At 66.6% G+C, this 14,917-nt stretch carries 14 protein-coding genes and 2 pseudogenes; 11 read left to right on the top strand and 5 right to left on the bottom strand.

Translation table 11 applies throughout. The features are described from left to right. Positions 1–26: 26 nt before the first annotated feature. The 3 genes from ACFP2V_RS05835 (at position 27) to ACFP2V_RS05825 (ending at position 3,177) form a co-directional block, all read left to right on the top strand. Positions 27–1,115: a DUF1152 domain-containing protein gene (locus ACFP2V_RS05835; protein ID WP_381206454.1), complete on the top strand. Its 1,089-nt coding sequence runs from the start codon at positions 27–29 to the stop codon at positions 1,113–1,115. Next, positions 1,112–1,354, top strand: a complete 243-nt coding sequence (locus ACFP2V_RS05830; RefSeq protein ID WP_381206451.1) for a hypothetical protein — start codon at positions 1,112–1,114, stop codon at positions 1,352–1,354. The genes ACFP2V_RS05835 and ACFP2V_RS05830 overlap by 4 nt, the downstream gene beginning before the upstream one ends. A gap of 503 nt (positions 1,355–1,857) precedes the next feature. Continuing rightward, positions 1,858–3,177 (top strand): hypothetical protein, encoded by a 1,320-nt coding sequence (locus tag ACFP2V_RS05825; RefSeq protein ID WP_381206448.1) that lies wholly within the window; start codon positions 1,858–1,860, stop codon positions 3,175–3,177. A 181-nt stretch (positions 3,178–3,358) separates the two neighbouring features. Here ACFP2V_RS05825 and ACFP2V_RS05820 read toward each other — a convergent pair whose 3' ends face one another. Further along, complete coding sequence (locus tag ACFP2V_RS05820) at positions 3,359–4,357, bottom strand: DUF4365 domain-containing protein (RefSeq protein ID WP_381206446.1); 999 nt, start codon at positions 4,355–4,357, stop codon at positions 3,359–3,361. Positions 4,358–4,668: 311 nt separating this feature from the next. Here ACFP2V_RS05820 and ACFP2V_RS05815 point away from each other — a divergent pair, with 311 nt between their 5' ends. After that, the gene (locus ACFP2V_RS05815; protein ID WP_381206443.1) at positions 4,669–5,070 is read left to right on the top strand and encodes a hypothetical protein; all 402 of its coding nucleotides are present in this window, start codon (positions 4,669–4,671) and stop codon (positions 5,068–5,070) included. 922 nt (positions 5,071–5,992) lie between these two features. Here the strand turns inward: ACFP2V_RS05815 and ACFP2V_RS05810 are convergent. From ACFP2V_RS05810 to ACFP2V_RS05800, 3 genes and pseudogenes are all read right to left on the bottom strand, one after another. Next, positions 5,993–6,229, bottom strand: a pseudogene (locus ACFP2V_RS05810) (histidine phosphatase family protein); the annotation flags it as partial. Between the two features lie 71 nt (positions 6,230–6,300). Further along, positions 6,301–6,612: a helix-turn-helix domain-containing protein gene (locus ACFP2V_RS05805; protein ID WP_461092130.1), complete on the bottom strand. Its 312-nt coding sequence runs from the start codon at positions 6,610–6,612 to the stop codon at positions 6,301–6,303. Positions 6,613–6,683: 71 nt separating this feature from the next. After that, the gene (locus ACFP2V_RS05800; protein WP_381206440.1) at positions 6,684–7,712 is read right to left on the bottom strand and encodes a saccharopine dehydrogenase family protein; all 1,029 of its coding nucleotides are present in this window, start codon (positions 7,710–7,712) and stop codon (positions 6,684–6,686) included. 111 nt (positions 7,713–7,823) lie between these two features. Between ACFP2V_RS05800 and ACFP2V_RS05795 the strand changes: the two genes are divergently transcribed. The 7 genes from ACFP2V_RS05795 to ACFP2V_RS05765 all read left to right on the top strand — a co-directional run bounded on the left by ACFP2V_RS05795 (position 7,824) and on the right by ACFP2V_RS05765 (position 14,494). Further along, a complete protein-coding gene (locus ACFP2V_RS05795; RefSeq protein WP_381206436.1) occupies positions 7,824–8,828 on the top strand; it encodes a helix-turn-helix domain-containing protein in 1,005 nt (334 codons plus the stop codon). Positions 8,829–8,904: 76 nt separating this feature from the next. Continuing rightward, the gene (locus ACFP2V_RS05790; RefSeq protein ID WP_381206433.1) at positions 8,905–10,476 is read left to right on the top strand and encodes a Mu transposase C-terminal domain-containing protein; all 1,572 of its coding nucleotides are present in this window, start codon (positions 8,905–8,907) and stop codon (positions 10,474–10,476) included. Beyond that, positions 10,477–11,235, top strand: a complete 759-nt coding sequence (locus ACFP2V_RS05785) for an AAA family ATPase (protein WP_381206430.1) — start codon at positions 10,477–10,479, stop codon at positions 11,233–11,235. Beyond that, positions 11,228–12,757, top strand: a complete 1,530-nt coding sequence (locus ACFP2V_RS05780; protein ID WP_381206427.1) for a P-loop NTPase family protein — start codon at positions 11,228–11,230, stop codon at positions 12,755–12,757. The genes ACFP2V_RS05785 and ACFP2V_RS05780 overlap by 8 nt, the downstream gene beginning before the upstream one ends. Beyond that, positions 12,754–13,575 (top strand): hypothetical protein, encoded by an 822-nt coding sequence (locus tag ACFP2V_RS05775; RefSeq protein ID WP_381206425.1) that lies wholly within the window; start codon positions 12,754–12,756, stop codon positions 13,573–13,575. Before ACFP2V_RS05780 ends, ACFP2V_RS05775 begins: the two co-directional genes overlap by 4 nt. 272 nt (positions 13,576–13,847) lie before the next feature. Next, positions 13,848–14,096 carry a type II toxin-antitoxin system CcdA family antitoxin gene (locus tag ACFP2V_RS05770; RefSeq protein WP_381206422.1) on the top strand — a complete coding sequence of 83 codons (249 nt, stop codon included), beginning with the start codon at positions 13,848–13,850 and terminating at the stop codon, positions 14,094–14,096. Then, positions 14,093–14,494 carry a DNA-binding protein gene (locus ACFP2V_RS05765; RefSeq protein WP_381206419.1) on the top strand — a complete coding sequence of 134 codons (402 nt, stop codon included), beginning with the start codon at positions 14,093–14,095 and terminating at the stop codon, positions 14,492–14,494. The genes ACFP2V_RS05770 and ACFP2V_RS05765 overlap by 4 nt, the downstream gene beginning before the upstream one ends. Positions 14,495–14,724: 230 nt before the next feature. Here ACFP2V_RS05765 and ACFP2V_RS05760 read toward each other — a convergent pair. Next, positions 14,725–14,917, bottom strand: a pseudogene (locus ACFP2V_RS05760) (hypothetical protein); the annotation flags it as partial.

Below are 14,917 nucleotides of genomic sequence, written 5' to 3'. Positions count from 1 at the left end.
AACCCGCGAACCCGTACTCTGAACGCATGACGCGGTTGATCGTCGCAGCAGGAGGAGGGGGCGACGCAGTCGCCGCCGCCATGCTTCACGCCGCCCTCTACGGCGACGAGGACCAGGCGGTGATCCTCACGTACGCCTGGGACCGCCTTCTGATCGACCCGCTCCCAGGACCACGAGGAGCCGACAGTTTCACGGGACTTGAGCCCATCACTCGATCCGTCTGGTCGGTACCGACCGAGGCACAACCGATCGCCCCGGCAGGCTCCACCCTCCCCCGCCTTGCGGCAGAGCTCCCGCACACGCTGGCCCTGCTCGACCCCCACCACGGCGCCGAGGGCATCACCCGCCGGCTGGAAGAGCTAGTGGACCACTTGAGCCCCACGTCGATCGATCTGCTGGATGTCGGCGGAGACATCCTCGCCCGAGGCGACGAGCCCACGCTCAAGAGCCCACTTGCCGACGCCCTCACACTCGCCGCCTGCTGCCAGGTCAACGCCCCGATCCGATTGCTGGTCGCAGGTCCCGGGCTGGACGGCGAAATCTCCCCCGATGACCTGCGTCCCCTGCTCGGCACCCTCGTGCACACCTTCACGGCCCAGGACGTGGAGGCGATCGGCAGCATCCTGGAGTGGCACCCCTCAGAGGCAACCGCCATGCTCGCCGCAACAGCCCGAGGAGCCCGCGGCATCTGCGAGGTGCGCGACGCCCGCCTTCCCGTACCCCTCACCGACGAGGGCCCCACAGTCCACGAAGTCGACCTGGACGACGCAGTGAGCCGCAACAGCCTGGCCCGCGCCATCATGACGACCGCCAGCCTGGACGAAGCCGAGGCCCACAGCCGCGAGATCTGCGGCTTCTCGGAGATCGACTACGAACGCAACAAGGCAGCGTGGCTAACCGAGCAGCCTCCGACGAAGCTGGAGCCCGACGACGTACTGTCTCGACTCGATCAGTTCCAGAGTGAGGCCCGAACCCGCGGGGTCACCCATACGACGTTCCGCCACATCACCGAGGCCCTGAACCTCAGCGGCTCCCAGCGCGACGAGCTACGCCGGCTCCTCATTCACAGCCGACCGGACCAGTACGACGCCCCGCTGTGGAACATCGGAGCATGAGCTCGTTCGCAAGCGACCCGGGCCTGAACGAAGTCCGGGACGCAGCAGGCCACGGCACAGAAGTCGACGTAGCCGTACACCTTCACGACGGCACGGTCAGGCTCTCGATCCTCTGGACACAAGAGATCCTGCTGAACGCCGACGACGCCGACCAGGTGGCCCAGGCACTCCAACGCGCCGCAGGACAAGCACGCAAGATCACCGCAGCCAGACGATCGGACAGATCAACTGAAGCCTGAGTCCCACTGAGTTACAACCTTCTCTACGGGTTCAAGGCGGCTCGCTCCGCTCCCCGCGCGCGGCCCGGCCCCCGGCCGGGCCTGCGCTCCTGTCTCCGCCCCGCTCCAGCCCGGCCGGCGCCCGTGCCGCGGATGGATGGATGGATGGGCCGAGAACGATGAGTCGTGTGCCACACAGGAGCGGCCACAGTCAAAACGATGCCTCCGGCGGGGATCGGCCAGCACCGGGATGAAGGGGGCGCCGTTCCCGGCCTCGGGCCCGTAGTGGCGGACGGGATGGGAGCCGAGGGTGAGCGTTGGAGGGGCACTCACCATCACCTTTTCCTGGATTCTCATCCCGGCGGCCTCAATTAGACCTTAACCTGACTGCACATCAAAAGAGGAAGGCATGCGGTAAGTAATCGTCAGGAGGGCAAACTCCCGCGCTGCCAACTTTCCATCAGTCACAATACGACTACAGGCGTTCCGACAAAGTATGCATTCCCGGATTTCGGAAGGTGATTATGAGCGGACAGGTTGCGGTAGATGAAGCGTCCATCATTCAGGCTTTGCGAAGAGTATTCCAATTCGATGGAACTCAAAGCGGAGATTTCACTCTACAGACACCTCTTCGAGTGACTCGCGAGAAGTCAGTAACTGGCACAAGTGGCACCGAAATATCCGCCATCGCAAAACGCCTCAACGAGGCAAAAAAGAGAGACGAAAGCTCCTTCCAATGGGAAAACGAAGCAGAGTTCTCATTGGTTTCGCTTGATCAAATCGGCGCCTTCGATAGATTTTTCGAAGACAGAGAATTTACGGGACAGGGAGACAACCCTGTGACTTTCAGATTCGGTAGGCCATCCCGAGAGTTCGCCGCCTACCTACTTTGCACCGTTATGCAAAATGATTCCTTCATGAGGTCAGGAAGAGGAAGGATGATACTGAATCGAATCAGAGGCGGCGATCATCGATCCCTGGATGTGTCGCTAAGGCCTAGATCTTCGCGGCAACCGCTCGAAGTTGAATCGCTTTTTGATGTCATTGCGGAGGGTTTGCGCGCTACAACTTTGCGCATTACTGCCACCAAAGCTAACTCAGACTTTGAGACACTTGCCAACTCTTTCCTATTCCACGCCGCTTACAACATCGATGCGGCGGCCCGGATCGGCCTAGAGTCGTGGTTCCGACCCCAGACTATCCAGCGGAACCGAAGGACCCAAGCTGACACCTTTGAAGCACCTAGGCAAACGTATGACACGGACCTGGTGCACCACTATCTCATGGGCGTAGCGGCAGAAATTCCACTGCTGGAATACCTGGCCTACTACCACATCGCCGAACATTTCTTCGACAAGGTCTTTAACGAGGACTTGGTAAATCAAGTTCGATCGAGTATAGCCGACCCCTCTTTCTCGGCTCGTCGAACTAAAGACATCCAGTCGGTAATCCGGATCGTTACAAAGGTTCAGCGCCAAGTCAAGAATGAAGGTGGCGTGAACGAGCAACGGTCACTGCAATTGGTGCTCGACAGATTCGTCGATGTGCCTCGCCTTGCCGCCGACCTCGTCGCTTACGACGCTACCTTGGTCGACTACTACAACAACAACGAAGCCCCCTTCGCCGGCGCGAACAAAGTGAACTTTCACGGGACAGATGAGGATGTCACACGAGGGGCGATTGCAAAGAGGATTTACAAGGTGAGGAATGCTCTAGTGCACGCCAAAGAGGGTGAACTACCGAAATATGCACCGTTCGCACATGACGAGGAGCTGGCGCGCGAAATTCCTCTAATGCGGTTTACGGCTGAGCAGATCGTCATCGCCCATGGAAAGGTCCTGTGACTCTCCGGGCATCCTTAGATCGGGGATTCTCCCTCGCGCGGACAGCCACAACTCGGAGTCGTTCCTCGCATCTGATCTGAGACCTCGGTCTAGGCAGATCATTGCCCTGGTCTTTGCCCAGTGCGTGTACGGCCGCCACCGTTCACCGCCCGTACACGCATCCCCTCTTAACTCAGTTGGCTCATATATCGGGTTCGAGCTGCTTTTTCTTGCGGTCGCGGGCGAACCCGACGAAACTAATGATCAGGAATTTGAGACCAAACGATGGAACGATGATTCCTGAATAAATCCAAAACGTGCCCCACCACCCATCATCTCCGTTAGGATCCATTATCGGAATCCAAAGAAAGTTGCTCGCAATGATAGAGAGCCAACTCCCCGTCTCCCGAGGGACTCGCCCGGCTCTGAACTCGAAGAATATAGTAAGCGCCATGAACAGCATGAAGTGGTAGAGGCTGAGCACCCAGATGACTGGGTTCACCCAGTCTGCGGACCCTTCAACGAAGCGGATTTGTCGAGGCCACTCCCACAGCATGATGAGAACAAGGACTTGGATGGGGAGGGATCGAATTAGATCCTTGCGAAAAACACGGAGACGTTCTTCATGCCGAAGCGCAAAGTCGGCAAGTTCCTCAAATAGCGGGTTGGGTGCCGTCTCGGGATCTAGCCCACGCCTGGCTCGGACGGCTTCGGTTAGCGCATCCTCCTGATTCGCCGCGCGAATCCGCATCCTGGCGTCACCAGCATAAGCCGCGACCTCCGCATAGAAGGTGTCGATCGTGTCAGAGTTGAGCCGCGAGGTGTTAGCTAGTTGAACCCATCCGGGACTCTTATCTACGGACCGTAACTGTTCAGTAAGGTTTACCCAGAACAGTTCCTTCTTTTTCATGTCGTAGACGACGCCGATGATAGGGATGCGACTTTGCCCCCAGTCGTCGAAATGGTCATCTATGGGGATCGCATACCCGTTGACCCTTTTATACTTCTTGCCACTCTTCACCTGAATGGCAATCCAGTAAGGCGTCCTCTTGCTGCCGCGCGTGAAGTTAACGATCATGTCCTCGCCGTGATCGTTCCCTCCGTCGATCTCCTGAACGAGGTGATCGTGTTCCTCAAGAAGGGCGCGAAGGGCGTTAACGCCCGCCCTCTCGATCTTGCGACTGCCACGGACAGTTGACACTGGCCCCCCTGAAGTCAGCGACCGCCAGGATATCGGCAGGCACCGACAACCGGGGCTGGTCACGTCCGCCTAACCACCCGCTGACCTGGTCTTCTCAAAAGTCGTTCGTTGTATTGGTCTTTGTCCAGTGCACTGACGGCCGCCATCGTTCGCTGCCGTCTGCTTACCGTCTCTGACCTGCTATTTGACCCCTGCGAACGCCCCGAACAGCCGCGCGGACAGTTGGAAAGCGTGCACCAGTGCTGACGCTGGCGTACAGGCCGCATCGGTGCTCAGCCCCGCTGTCAGACAGGCACTGTACGGTCCGCTCCATGGCTGAAAGACCTACGACGAACTGGCGCGATGGCATAGTCAAGGAAGCCGAAGAGCTTGCCGCCGGCACCCTGGACCCCGAGTGCGCTTGCATGGCAGAACTGTTCCCCGAAGAACTGCTCACGTCGACCGATGCCGTCCTCGACACCTTCGAGAGGGAGCTTCCCGGCCTGAGCGAGGCAGACGACGCGCAGATCTTCGGCGTCGTGGAACGCGTCGTCCTGGCCCTGAACGCCGTGAACGAAGCCCACAACGAAAGCGCCTACGAAACCGACGAGCGCGAGCAACTGTGCGACTTCATCGACCAATCGCTGACCGAGCACGGCATCGACATCGTCGCACTGGCCGCCCGGCATGGACTCGGCCGTTACCAGATCACGGACAAGTGGCGGAAGTGGTGAGCCGCTCGCTGAGGCTGCCCGCTGGGCACCCGTTCCTGACACAGCACCACTGCCGCACCACAGCCGCACCAGATCCAGCGGGGAACAGCGGGGAACCACGGTGAAAGCAACCGAGCCCGGCGAGACGACCGTTCAACCGTTCGCCCAGGTCAGCTCCACAACCCGCCCCAAATGCCCGCAGCTTCCCAAGCTGATAGCTCCAGGCGCCGCCGTCACGGGTCGGCCGTCGTAGCTTGCTCGGGTCGACGGCATTGGCAGCGTGGTTGAGGCCGGTGGGGGTGCAGCGAGACACACGCGTGCGTGGTCGGTTGACGCACCCGCCGTCGTGGCTGACTGTCATCGGCTGAGGTTCAGACTGGCCGCATCGAAAGTGCCGATCGTCAACCGAACGCGCTGAAGCTGGGCCGTCCCTGGGCCGTCCGAGGCTGCTCGACAGTGGCCAATGACGACCAACGACGACCACCAGGCGCACAGGCCCACCGCCTCTGAGCAGGGAAAACCCAGCTCACCAAGATCCCTGACAAGACCCAGGGCAAGAAGAAGTAAGCCCGCAGCCAGTAAGCCCCCAGCCTGCGGTTCCCGGCAGGGCGGGGGCTTCTTGGTGAGGTGGAGCCGTCTCCTGGCCGTCAATTGCCCGGCTGAGCCGTCGGACGCCGCCGAGGTGCGGGCCCGGACTGCTTACGCGCCTCGGCGAGCCGACGGCCGCGTGCCTCGGCGAGGAGCCGGCGAGACCCCGCCTCCACGTCGGCCGGCTCGCACCACCGGTCCGTCCACTGCTGTCGTCCGAGTTCTCTGCACCGGGCCCGCCGGAAGGCCCGCCGGATCGCTCGGGACCGCCCGACCTCGGCGCCACCTGTCGTGCGCAGAGTAGATGTCAGTGCGGCGCAGGGTTGTGTCAGTGAGCAAGCCATGGTGGGTGCACTCAGATGTGCAACTCGGGCGGGAAGCCGGTCCAGCGCAGCTCGGCGGGCAGATGCCGCATGTCGTTGAAGAAGAGGACGGTGGCGGGCCGACCGGGCGCGTATCGGATGACCGTCAGGGCGGCGTTGCAGTGGTTGAGGCCGAGCCAGCGCCACTTCGGCGCATGCATAGCGTCCCGGACGAGCCAGGCGACCAGGAAGTTGTGTGTGACGAGCAGCTCGTGCCGGTCCTCTTCGCCTGTGACTTGAATCGCTTGATGTCGTGATTCTGGCGGAGCTATCTGTCCTACGGTCCGTTGCCGGCCTCGGCTCAACCGGTGACGTTTGCGGTGCTCGAAGTCCGCAGGTAGCTGTACACGGTTTCGCGGCTGATGCCGAACTCCTTGGCCAGCGCGGCCTTTTGTTCCCCGGCGGCGGCCCTCTCACGTAGCTGCCCGGCCTGCTCGGGGGTGAGGGCGGGCTTGCGGCCGGTGTAGGCGCCGCGCTGTTTGGCGGCGGCGATGCCCTCCTTCTGGCGTTCGAGGATCAGGGCGCGCTCGAACTCGGCGAATGCGCCCATGACCGACAGCAGCAGCGTGGCCATCGGGGAGTCCTCGCCGGTGAAGGTGTACCCCAACCGCACGGCGGCCACAGTCGTTAGGGCAGGAGGCCGAGCTCCCGCTGGATCCCGATCCCTGATCTGCGGTCCACCCGCTATGGACGCAGCTCCAGGGAGATGTGCGGGGACAAGGCGCGGATGAAGTCGGGCGCGTCGAAGATTTTGCCTGCGGAGGCGGCGCCGACCGTCCTGGTCCGTCCCGTGAGGATGCGGTCAACCGCTTCCACCACGAGTGGCGCGGTGACGGCGTAGATGTCCTGACCCCTCGCCGCAGCGCGCCGTTCGGTGCCGCCGGAGCGCACGACGACGTCGACGAGGAAGGTCTGCGCGGACCGCCCGCGCGCGTCGACCGCGGCTGGCGTCGGTGTGTCCGGGGCCGCCACGTCCCTGGCCGCTTCGACCGTCATGTAGGTGCGCACTTCGGGGATGGACAGGTGGCTGGGAATAGTGACGACGTCGGCCATCGTGAACTCCCCGATGACGGCCCGGGGGCCCATCGGGTCGGGGAAGGGCCACTCCAGGGTCGGCGGGCTGTCATGGCGGTGCTCCAGCCGCCCGTTCGTGTACACGACGCGTCCGCCGCGCCGCCGCTGCCGGGAAACCGCGCCCGCCGTACGAGTCCCGGCGGTGGGGTGCCAACTGCTCAGCCCGTACGCGATGTGGGCCTCGTCAGCCGCCGTCCAGTCGCCCATCGCGGCGGTGACCAGGAGGTCGCCGAGGCCGCCGTAGAAGGCCATCGCTGGGACGATCACCACTCCTGCGGAGCGAGCGCGGTCGGTGAAGTGCGTGAACGTATCGGCGTTGGCCTCGATCTCGGCCGCCACGTCCACATACGGGATCCCAGCGCGAAGGGCCGCCTCGATCACGGGGGTAGCCGTCGTAGCGAAAGGCCCGGCACAATTGATCACGGCCGCCGCATCGGCCATTGCGCGGTCGAGCGAGGCCGGGTCATCGACCGACGCTGGGCGGGCGTCCAGCTCGGTTTCGTACGCCAGCGCCTTCAGCTTGTCGGCGTCGCGGCCGGAGAGGACCGGGAGAAACCCACGCTCCCTCAGCTCCGCCACCACGAACCGCCCGGTGTGCCCGTACGCGCCGAACACCGCCACCGTCTGGCCCGATCCCATGGGTTCTCCCCTGTACTCGAATGATCCGCTGCGATCTGTCACGGACATCCTGGCGAGCCCCGGCACCTCACCGCGACTGTCTGGAACGCCATGCCCCATACAATTCCGGACATGACTACTGTCGCGCTGGCCGTCACCGACGGCATGCTGCATTTCGAGCTGGCCCTGGCGTGCGAGGTCTTCGGAGCCAACATGACCGGCGTGGCAGACCCCTGGTACAGCGTCGCCACCTGCGGACCGAGCGCCGTGCGGCTCGGCCGGTTCCGACTGGAGCCCGACCACAGACTCGACCGCCTCTCGCGCGCCGACACCGTGATCGTCCCGGGCTGGGCCGACGTCGACGAGGATCCGCCCGGAGCCCTGGTCGACGCGGTCCGCATGGCTCACGAGGCGGGCGCACGCGTGGCCTCCCTCTGCACGGGCGCCTTCGTGCTGGCCGCCGCCGGCCTGCTGGACGGCAAGCGTGCGACCACGCACTGGGCGCACACCCAGGAACTGGCCGCCCGCTACCCCCGAGTGACGGTGGACCCGGGCGTCCTCTACGTGGATAACGGCAGCGTGCTCACTTCTGCGGGCAAAGCCGCCGCCATGGACCTGTGCCTGCACCTCGTCCGCCTCGACCACGGCTCGTCGATCGCCAATACCCTCGCCCGCCGCCTGGTCATGCCGCCACACCGGGACGGCGGCCAGGCCCAGTTCGTGACCACCCCCGTCCCCGCGCCGGACAACCACCCGCTCGCCGAACTCTTCCCCTGGGTGATCCAACGGCTGGACCATCCGCTCACCGTGGAGGACCTGGCCCGCCAGGCACGGATGAGCTCGCGCAACCTGGGCCGCCACTTCAGGTCGGCGACCGGCACCACCCCACTGCAATGGCTGCTCACCCAACGGATCCGCCACGCCCAGGAGTTGCTGGAGACCACCAACGACACCGTCGACACCATCGCGGCGGCCACCGGCATGAACACCGCGACGACACTGCGCCGGCACTTCAACCGCACGGTCGGCGTGCCTCCGGACACCTACCGTCGCACCTTCCGCGCGCGGACCCGCCCCGACCCGAACGACACGACGCAGACGACTTCAGACATCTACGCAGACGAGTTCGGAAACTGACACCACGTTCACTCGTACGGGTGAACGCGACAGGTGTTCGGGAAGTGCGCCGGGCCCCTGTCGGAGACTGCCGATCATGCAGGGGGAGGACGCGTCCAGACGCGCCGCGACAGTGGCCCGGCTGGCCCAGTTGAGGGACGCCGAGCAGCTGTCGGCCGCGCACGTCCGGCTGGCGGCCGAGGGATTGGGCGTCACCGAGCGCACGGTGTGGCGGTGGCTGTCCGCCGGCACCACCCCCGAACCCCGCGGTCCTGCCCCATACGTACTGAGCGATGCCGACCGTGAGGCGTACGCGTTGTACCGGGGGAACGTCTCCGCCGTGCACCGCGCCCGCCAGGCGGTCGTTGACGGCGACGGCACCACGGCGGGCGCCCCGGTCCCCGACTTCCTGCGCGAGGGATGGGCGGGTGCCGCCCCGGCTGCCCTGCGCACGTTGCAGGTCGCCTTTGCCCGCGAGCTCACCCCGGCCGAGCGCGAGGCGTGGAAGGTCGGCGAGTCGGGGCGCCGGGCGAAGTCGGTCTATCTGCAACGCCCGGACGAACCGCGCGGCCGGACCTGGGAGATGGACCACAAGCAGCTGCCGATCCTCGTGCACCCGCCGAGGGGCAAGCCGATCTGCCCGTGGATGACCACGATCGTCGACGACGGCACCCGGGCCCTGCTCGGGTGGTCGCTGGCGGTGACCCCGCACGCGGGCACGGTCCTCACCGCGATGCGCATGGCCCTGGTCCACGAGCCGGAGCTCTCGCCGTTCGGCGCGGTGCCGGCCCGCGTACGGATCGACCGCGGTCTGGAGTTCGCCGCCGGGACGATCCGCGACGTGATGGCCGCGCTGTGCGTCACCGTCCACCGCCTTCCGGCGTTCACCCCGCATCGAAAAGGCAAGGTGGAGCGCGTCAACCTGACGATCGAGCAGACCCTGATCTCCCTCATGCCCGGCTTCACCGGCGGGCCCCGGGACGCCTCGGGACGCCTGTACGGACCCGTCGGCGACAGCCCGGCCGCCAAGCGCGCCGCCGAAACGGCGGGCACCGGGCCGATGCCCATCGAGGTGTTCGTCGAACGGCTCGCCGCCTGGGCGCGCTGGTACAACACCGAGCGCCCGCACCGGATGCTCCAGCGGCGCACCCCGCTCCAGGCGTGGGAAGAGGACGAGGCGCCGCTGCACCGGATCGAGACGGAGAAGCTGCGGCACCTGCTGATGGCCGGGGACGAGCGGGTCATCGGCAAGGACGGCATCCGCTTCAACGGGTTCGCCTACGTCGCCCCGGAGATCCAGGGCCGGGGTGGTCAGGTCGTCCAGATCCGCTACATGCCGCACGATGACCGGACCATCGAGGTCTACCTGGCGGGCAAGCACCTGTGCACCGCGACCCCGACCGGGCAGCTCACCCCGGAGCAGACCGAAGCCTTCCGCCAGCAGCAGCGCGACGAGGCCGCCCGGCACGGCCGCGAACAGCGCAAAGCCTCCCGCCGTGCGCGGCGCGAGCTCACTCCTATGACCGGTGACACCCCGCCCGCCGAATCCCGTCTCGTCGCGGAGAAGGTCGGCCGTGACTCCTCGCGCAAGGCTCTGGACGCGGCCCTGCGGGCCCGCTCCTCCACGTCCCTGCTCGGAATCACCCCCATCATCAAGAAGGAGTCATAGATGCCCCGGCACTTCGCCGACCTGACCGGCGCCGCCACGTTGCCGACGGGCACCTTCCAGCTTGCCCACCGCATCGTGGACGACTTGGTCGCCAACAACGCCACCGGCGTCATCCACGGCCCGGCCGGCACCGGCAAGACATACGCGGTCGAGGCCACCCTGGAGGACCAGGCCAGCCGCGGCGGACCGGCGGTGTGCTCGCTGTCCTTCACCGCCCGGCCGACCATGCGTCTGGTCGCCGACCACCTCCTGGCCGCGCTCACCGGCATCGAGGCCCCCAAGTCCCGCAACCGGTTCCACATCACCAACCGGCTCTTGGACCTGCTCTCCCACCCCAAGCGTCTCGTTGTCGTGGACGAGGCCCAACGCCTCAACAGCGACTGCATCGAGCTGCTGCGGCACCTGCACGACGACCCGAAGACGAAGTTCGCCCTGCTCTACGTCGGCGGTGACGGCTGTTGGGAGGTCCTCTCCCGCGAGCCGATGCTCCGCTCCCGCGTCTTTCGCCGCCTGCCCTTCCGCCCCCTGGCGGCGAACGAGATCCCCGACCTCATGAGGGACTACCACCCCATCTACACCGACGCGGACGACGCACTGCTGCGGCAGATCGACGAGCTGTACGGGCAGGGCACCATGCGCGACTGGGCCGCCTTCACCCACACCGCCGCCGGACTGTGCCAGGCCGCCGGCCGGACCCGGGTCGACGTCGAGGTCATCGACAACGCCCTCACCCTCCTCGGCGGCGGCGTGTATGCCTGACACCACCACCGCACCCGACCAGGGTCTCAACCGGTACCGAGCGGCCGGGCCCCGCCTGGTCTTCGTCCGCAACCGAGACGACGACCACCGCATCGTGCGCCGCCTGGCCGCCGTCGAGGGCCCCAGCCGGCTCGTCGTACGCCCCACCCCCGCCGGCCGCACCAGCGACCTGGCCCTGGACATCCTCACCGCCACCGGCCGCAGCCCCGCCACCCTGCTCGCCGACCGCACCCCCGCGCCCGACGCGTGGCGTCAGGCCGCCGCCTGGCTGTCCGCCGACCAGATTCGCCACGTCGTCATCGACCGCGCCCACCGGCTCCCCGACGGGGCCCTCGAACTGCTCGCCGAACTCGGACGCCGCACCGGCTCCACGGTGTGGTTCATCTGGCCCGTCACCGAGAATGACAGGTACGTCGAGCCGCCCATGCGCGAATTCCGTGACGCCGGGTACCGGTTCGACGCGATCGACCTGATCGCCTTCATGCGCGAGCTCCCGCCGTCACCGCGGGCCCTGACCAATGGCCTGCGCGCCGACACCAAGACCCCGTGGGCCGAAGGAACGGGCCCCGACCTGCCCTTGCAGGACTTCCCCGTCTTCCTCACCCACTGCCGCGCCAAGCTGCCCGGCAACACCTTCACCGCCGTCACCGACGTCTACGAGCGCGAGGTCCACCTCGCCGACCAGTGGCTGTCCCGCCGCGGCCTGACCGGGCACCACAGCGCACCCGGCAGCGAACGGCACACCCGCGCCCTCGGAGCCCGTCTCACCTTCTACCTGCGCGACCACCGCATCGGTCCGGCCCCCGACCAGGCCCACGCTCTCGTACGGCTCCGCGCCGTCCAGGTCGTCCTGTTCCTGCGCGGCTACCTCCTGCGCTGGCAGATGGAAACCCTCGGCACCGGCCCCACCACCCGCCTCCTCAGCCAGCTCACCCCGCGCATCTGCGACAAGCTCCGCACCGCCGGCTCTCCCGAAGCCGCCGCCGCGAGTGCCCTGTCCATCCACCTCTCCCACGGACCCACCGGCTTCGGCCTGATCACCTGCGGCAACACCGCCCCCGACGGAAGCAGCGTCCGCCTCCCGCATACCGGCAGCCAGTACGAGGCCGAGGAGACCCGCTACCTCCGCGTCCCCTGGAAGTGGAGCTCCCACCACCACACCCCCGTCGAACTCACCGCCCTCCAGGTCCTCCACCTCCAATCCGACGATCCCGTGCCCCTGCCTGAGCACGCCGCCCCGCTCGTCGCAGCCCACCTCGCCTCCCGGCGCAGCCAGGGCGCCACCGACACCGACCCGCTGTTCATCCACGACAAGGATCCCGGCCGCAAGAGCCCGGAGCTCCACCTGCGCGAAGCGGTCATGCGGACCTGCCACCGCATCCACTTCAACCCGGCCTGGCTCCACCGCTCCCACTGCCGCCACGGTGACGAGACCGCCCACGACGCCGCGGCCGCCGGGTGGATGCACTACCGCGGCCTCGACCTCATCGCCCTCAGCAACGACATACGAAGCCGCCTGTGAGAAAGCGGCAGCGGTCCACCCCGTGGCCGCGCGAGATCAAGCGCGAAGGCCCCCGCCGGCGCCGGGACGGTGTTCAGACTTCCCAGCTCATCAAGCGGCGCCTGCTCGCCGCCGGGATGACCGGCTGGCAGCTTGCCGACCTCCTGGGCGTGCACGAGCATCAGATCGACCTCGAAGAACTTCCCGACCTGCCCGTCCGCGTCCTGCTCGAACTCGCCCGCCGCCTCGATATCCACCCCGCCGACCTGATGACCGGCTCCGACGAACTCTTCGAGCGCCCCCGCGAACGTCAGGTCCGCGACCGCCGTTCCGTCGGGGCCGACCGCGACGCGCTCACCGTCATCACCGCGCTCGCGTACGCGGACGGTCCCCTCACCGCCGATGCCCTCGCGCTCGCCCTGATCTGGACCCGCCACCGGCTCGACGCGGCCCTCGATTACGCCCGCGTCCACCCCGACGTCGGCGGCGCGCTCGTCCTGCGCGAGGTCCCGCCGGAGGCATACACCGCCACCCCGCGCCTCGACGTCCTCGCCCCGCACGAGGCCGACGCCCTCGCCGGGCGGAAGAACCCCCGCCCATCCGTACGCGGACCCATCCAGCCCACCGAGGCCGAGGTACTCCTCCGCGTCTGGGTCGACGGCGGCATCGACACGAACGACGCCGCGCAGCGCCAGGCCCTCGATGATCTCGCTGCAGCCGACATGGTCACCCGCGGCGACATTATCGACCGCTTCCACGACCACGTGCTCTACAGCCTGCGGATGCTTCCCGAGCCGTCACCGTCTACTGACACGGACTCTGCGTTCCCACTGTCATAACCCTGCGCATCCCACTGACATCTGCCGTGCGCACGACACGGACTGCTTACGCGCCTCGGCGAGCCGACGGCCGCGTGCCTCGGCGAGGAGCCGGCGAGACCCCGCCTCCACGTCGGCCGGCTCGCACCACCGGTCCGTCCACTGCTGTCGTCCGAGTTCTCTGCACCGGGCCCGCCGGAAGGCCCGCCGGATCGCTCGGGACCGCCCGGCCTCGGCGCCACCCGGGGCAGCAATCACGACCCCCTTAACGCATACTCCAGTATGCTTGCCGTATGTCCTCGACGACTCGCATCACCGTCACCCTGCCCAGCGACCAGGTGGCGGAACTCCGCAAGCTCACGGACAACGTGTCCGGCTACGTGGCGGAAGCGGTCGCCCGCCAGATCCGGCACCAGTTGCTGGGCGACGACCTGCGACGCCATGAAGAAGAGCACGGGGAGTTCAGCGACGAGGAACTGGCGGAGGCCCGGTCGAAGATCTTCGGCGCCCCTGCCCCCTCCAAGGACGCGGACGCCGCATGACGGGGCGCGTCGAGACCGTGGTCCTGGGCTCGGAAGGGCTTTCGGCCTGGATCGCGCAGGACCGCAAGTTCCTCGCGCTGCTGCGGGTGTTCCACGAGATGGGTGCCGACCTCGTCATCGGAGCGAACACCATCGTGGAGGTCAGCCACTCGCGTACCGACATTCCACGCCTCAACTGGGTCCTGTCGCGCGTCAAGGTGGAACCGGTCACCGAGCAGGCGGCGAAGGCCGCCGCAGAGCTCCTCAAAGCAGCAGGGCTAAATGGCCACAAGTACGCCATCGACGCCACCGTGGCCGAAGTAGCCCTTCGCCAGCCACAGCCGGTCGCGCTGCTGACGTCCGACAGCGACGACATGACCAAGCTCTGTGGCAGCCGCGTCCGGATCATCTCCCTGTGACTCACCGGCCCCTTCGAGAAGACGCGCCTCGGCACTCACTCATCGGGATGCTCCATGGCGTGCAACCTTGGTGGACGTCCACAGCGCCCCCGCTGCTCGCGCCCCACCCATAGGTGAGAGCGCGAGTTCGAGGCCCCCACCTCGGCCGGCTCCACACCGGCCGCGTAGAGCCTCTGCTCCAGAACCTCCCAGTCCTGCACGGCTTTCTTGGGCATGGCCACCCCCTCGCCCTAATCGCTGGCGCACTCGTGGTGGAGCTGCTCGGCCAGGGGGATGCGGTCGCGGTACCAGCGCTCCCAGTCTCCGGCCTTGTCACCGCCGAGGAGCAGCAAGGCCGGGCGCGTCGGATCGAAGCCGAAAAGACCTCGCAAACCATCGATCCTCGCACGCAATCGCGATGGCGTCCCTTGTCGTGCAACACCG

The organism is Streptomyces incanus (assembly GCF_042656345.1).
Classification (GTDB): domain Bacteria; phylum Actinomycetota; class Actinomycetes; order Streptomycetales; family Streptomycetaceae; genus Streptomyces; species Streptomyces incanus.
The sequence above is the reverse complement of the archived record's forward strand: the minus strand, read 5'-3'. Positions and strand labels throughout refer to the sequence as shown.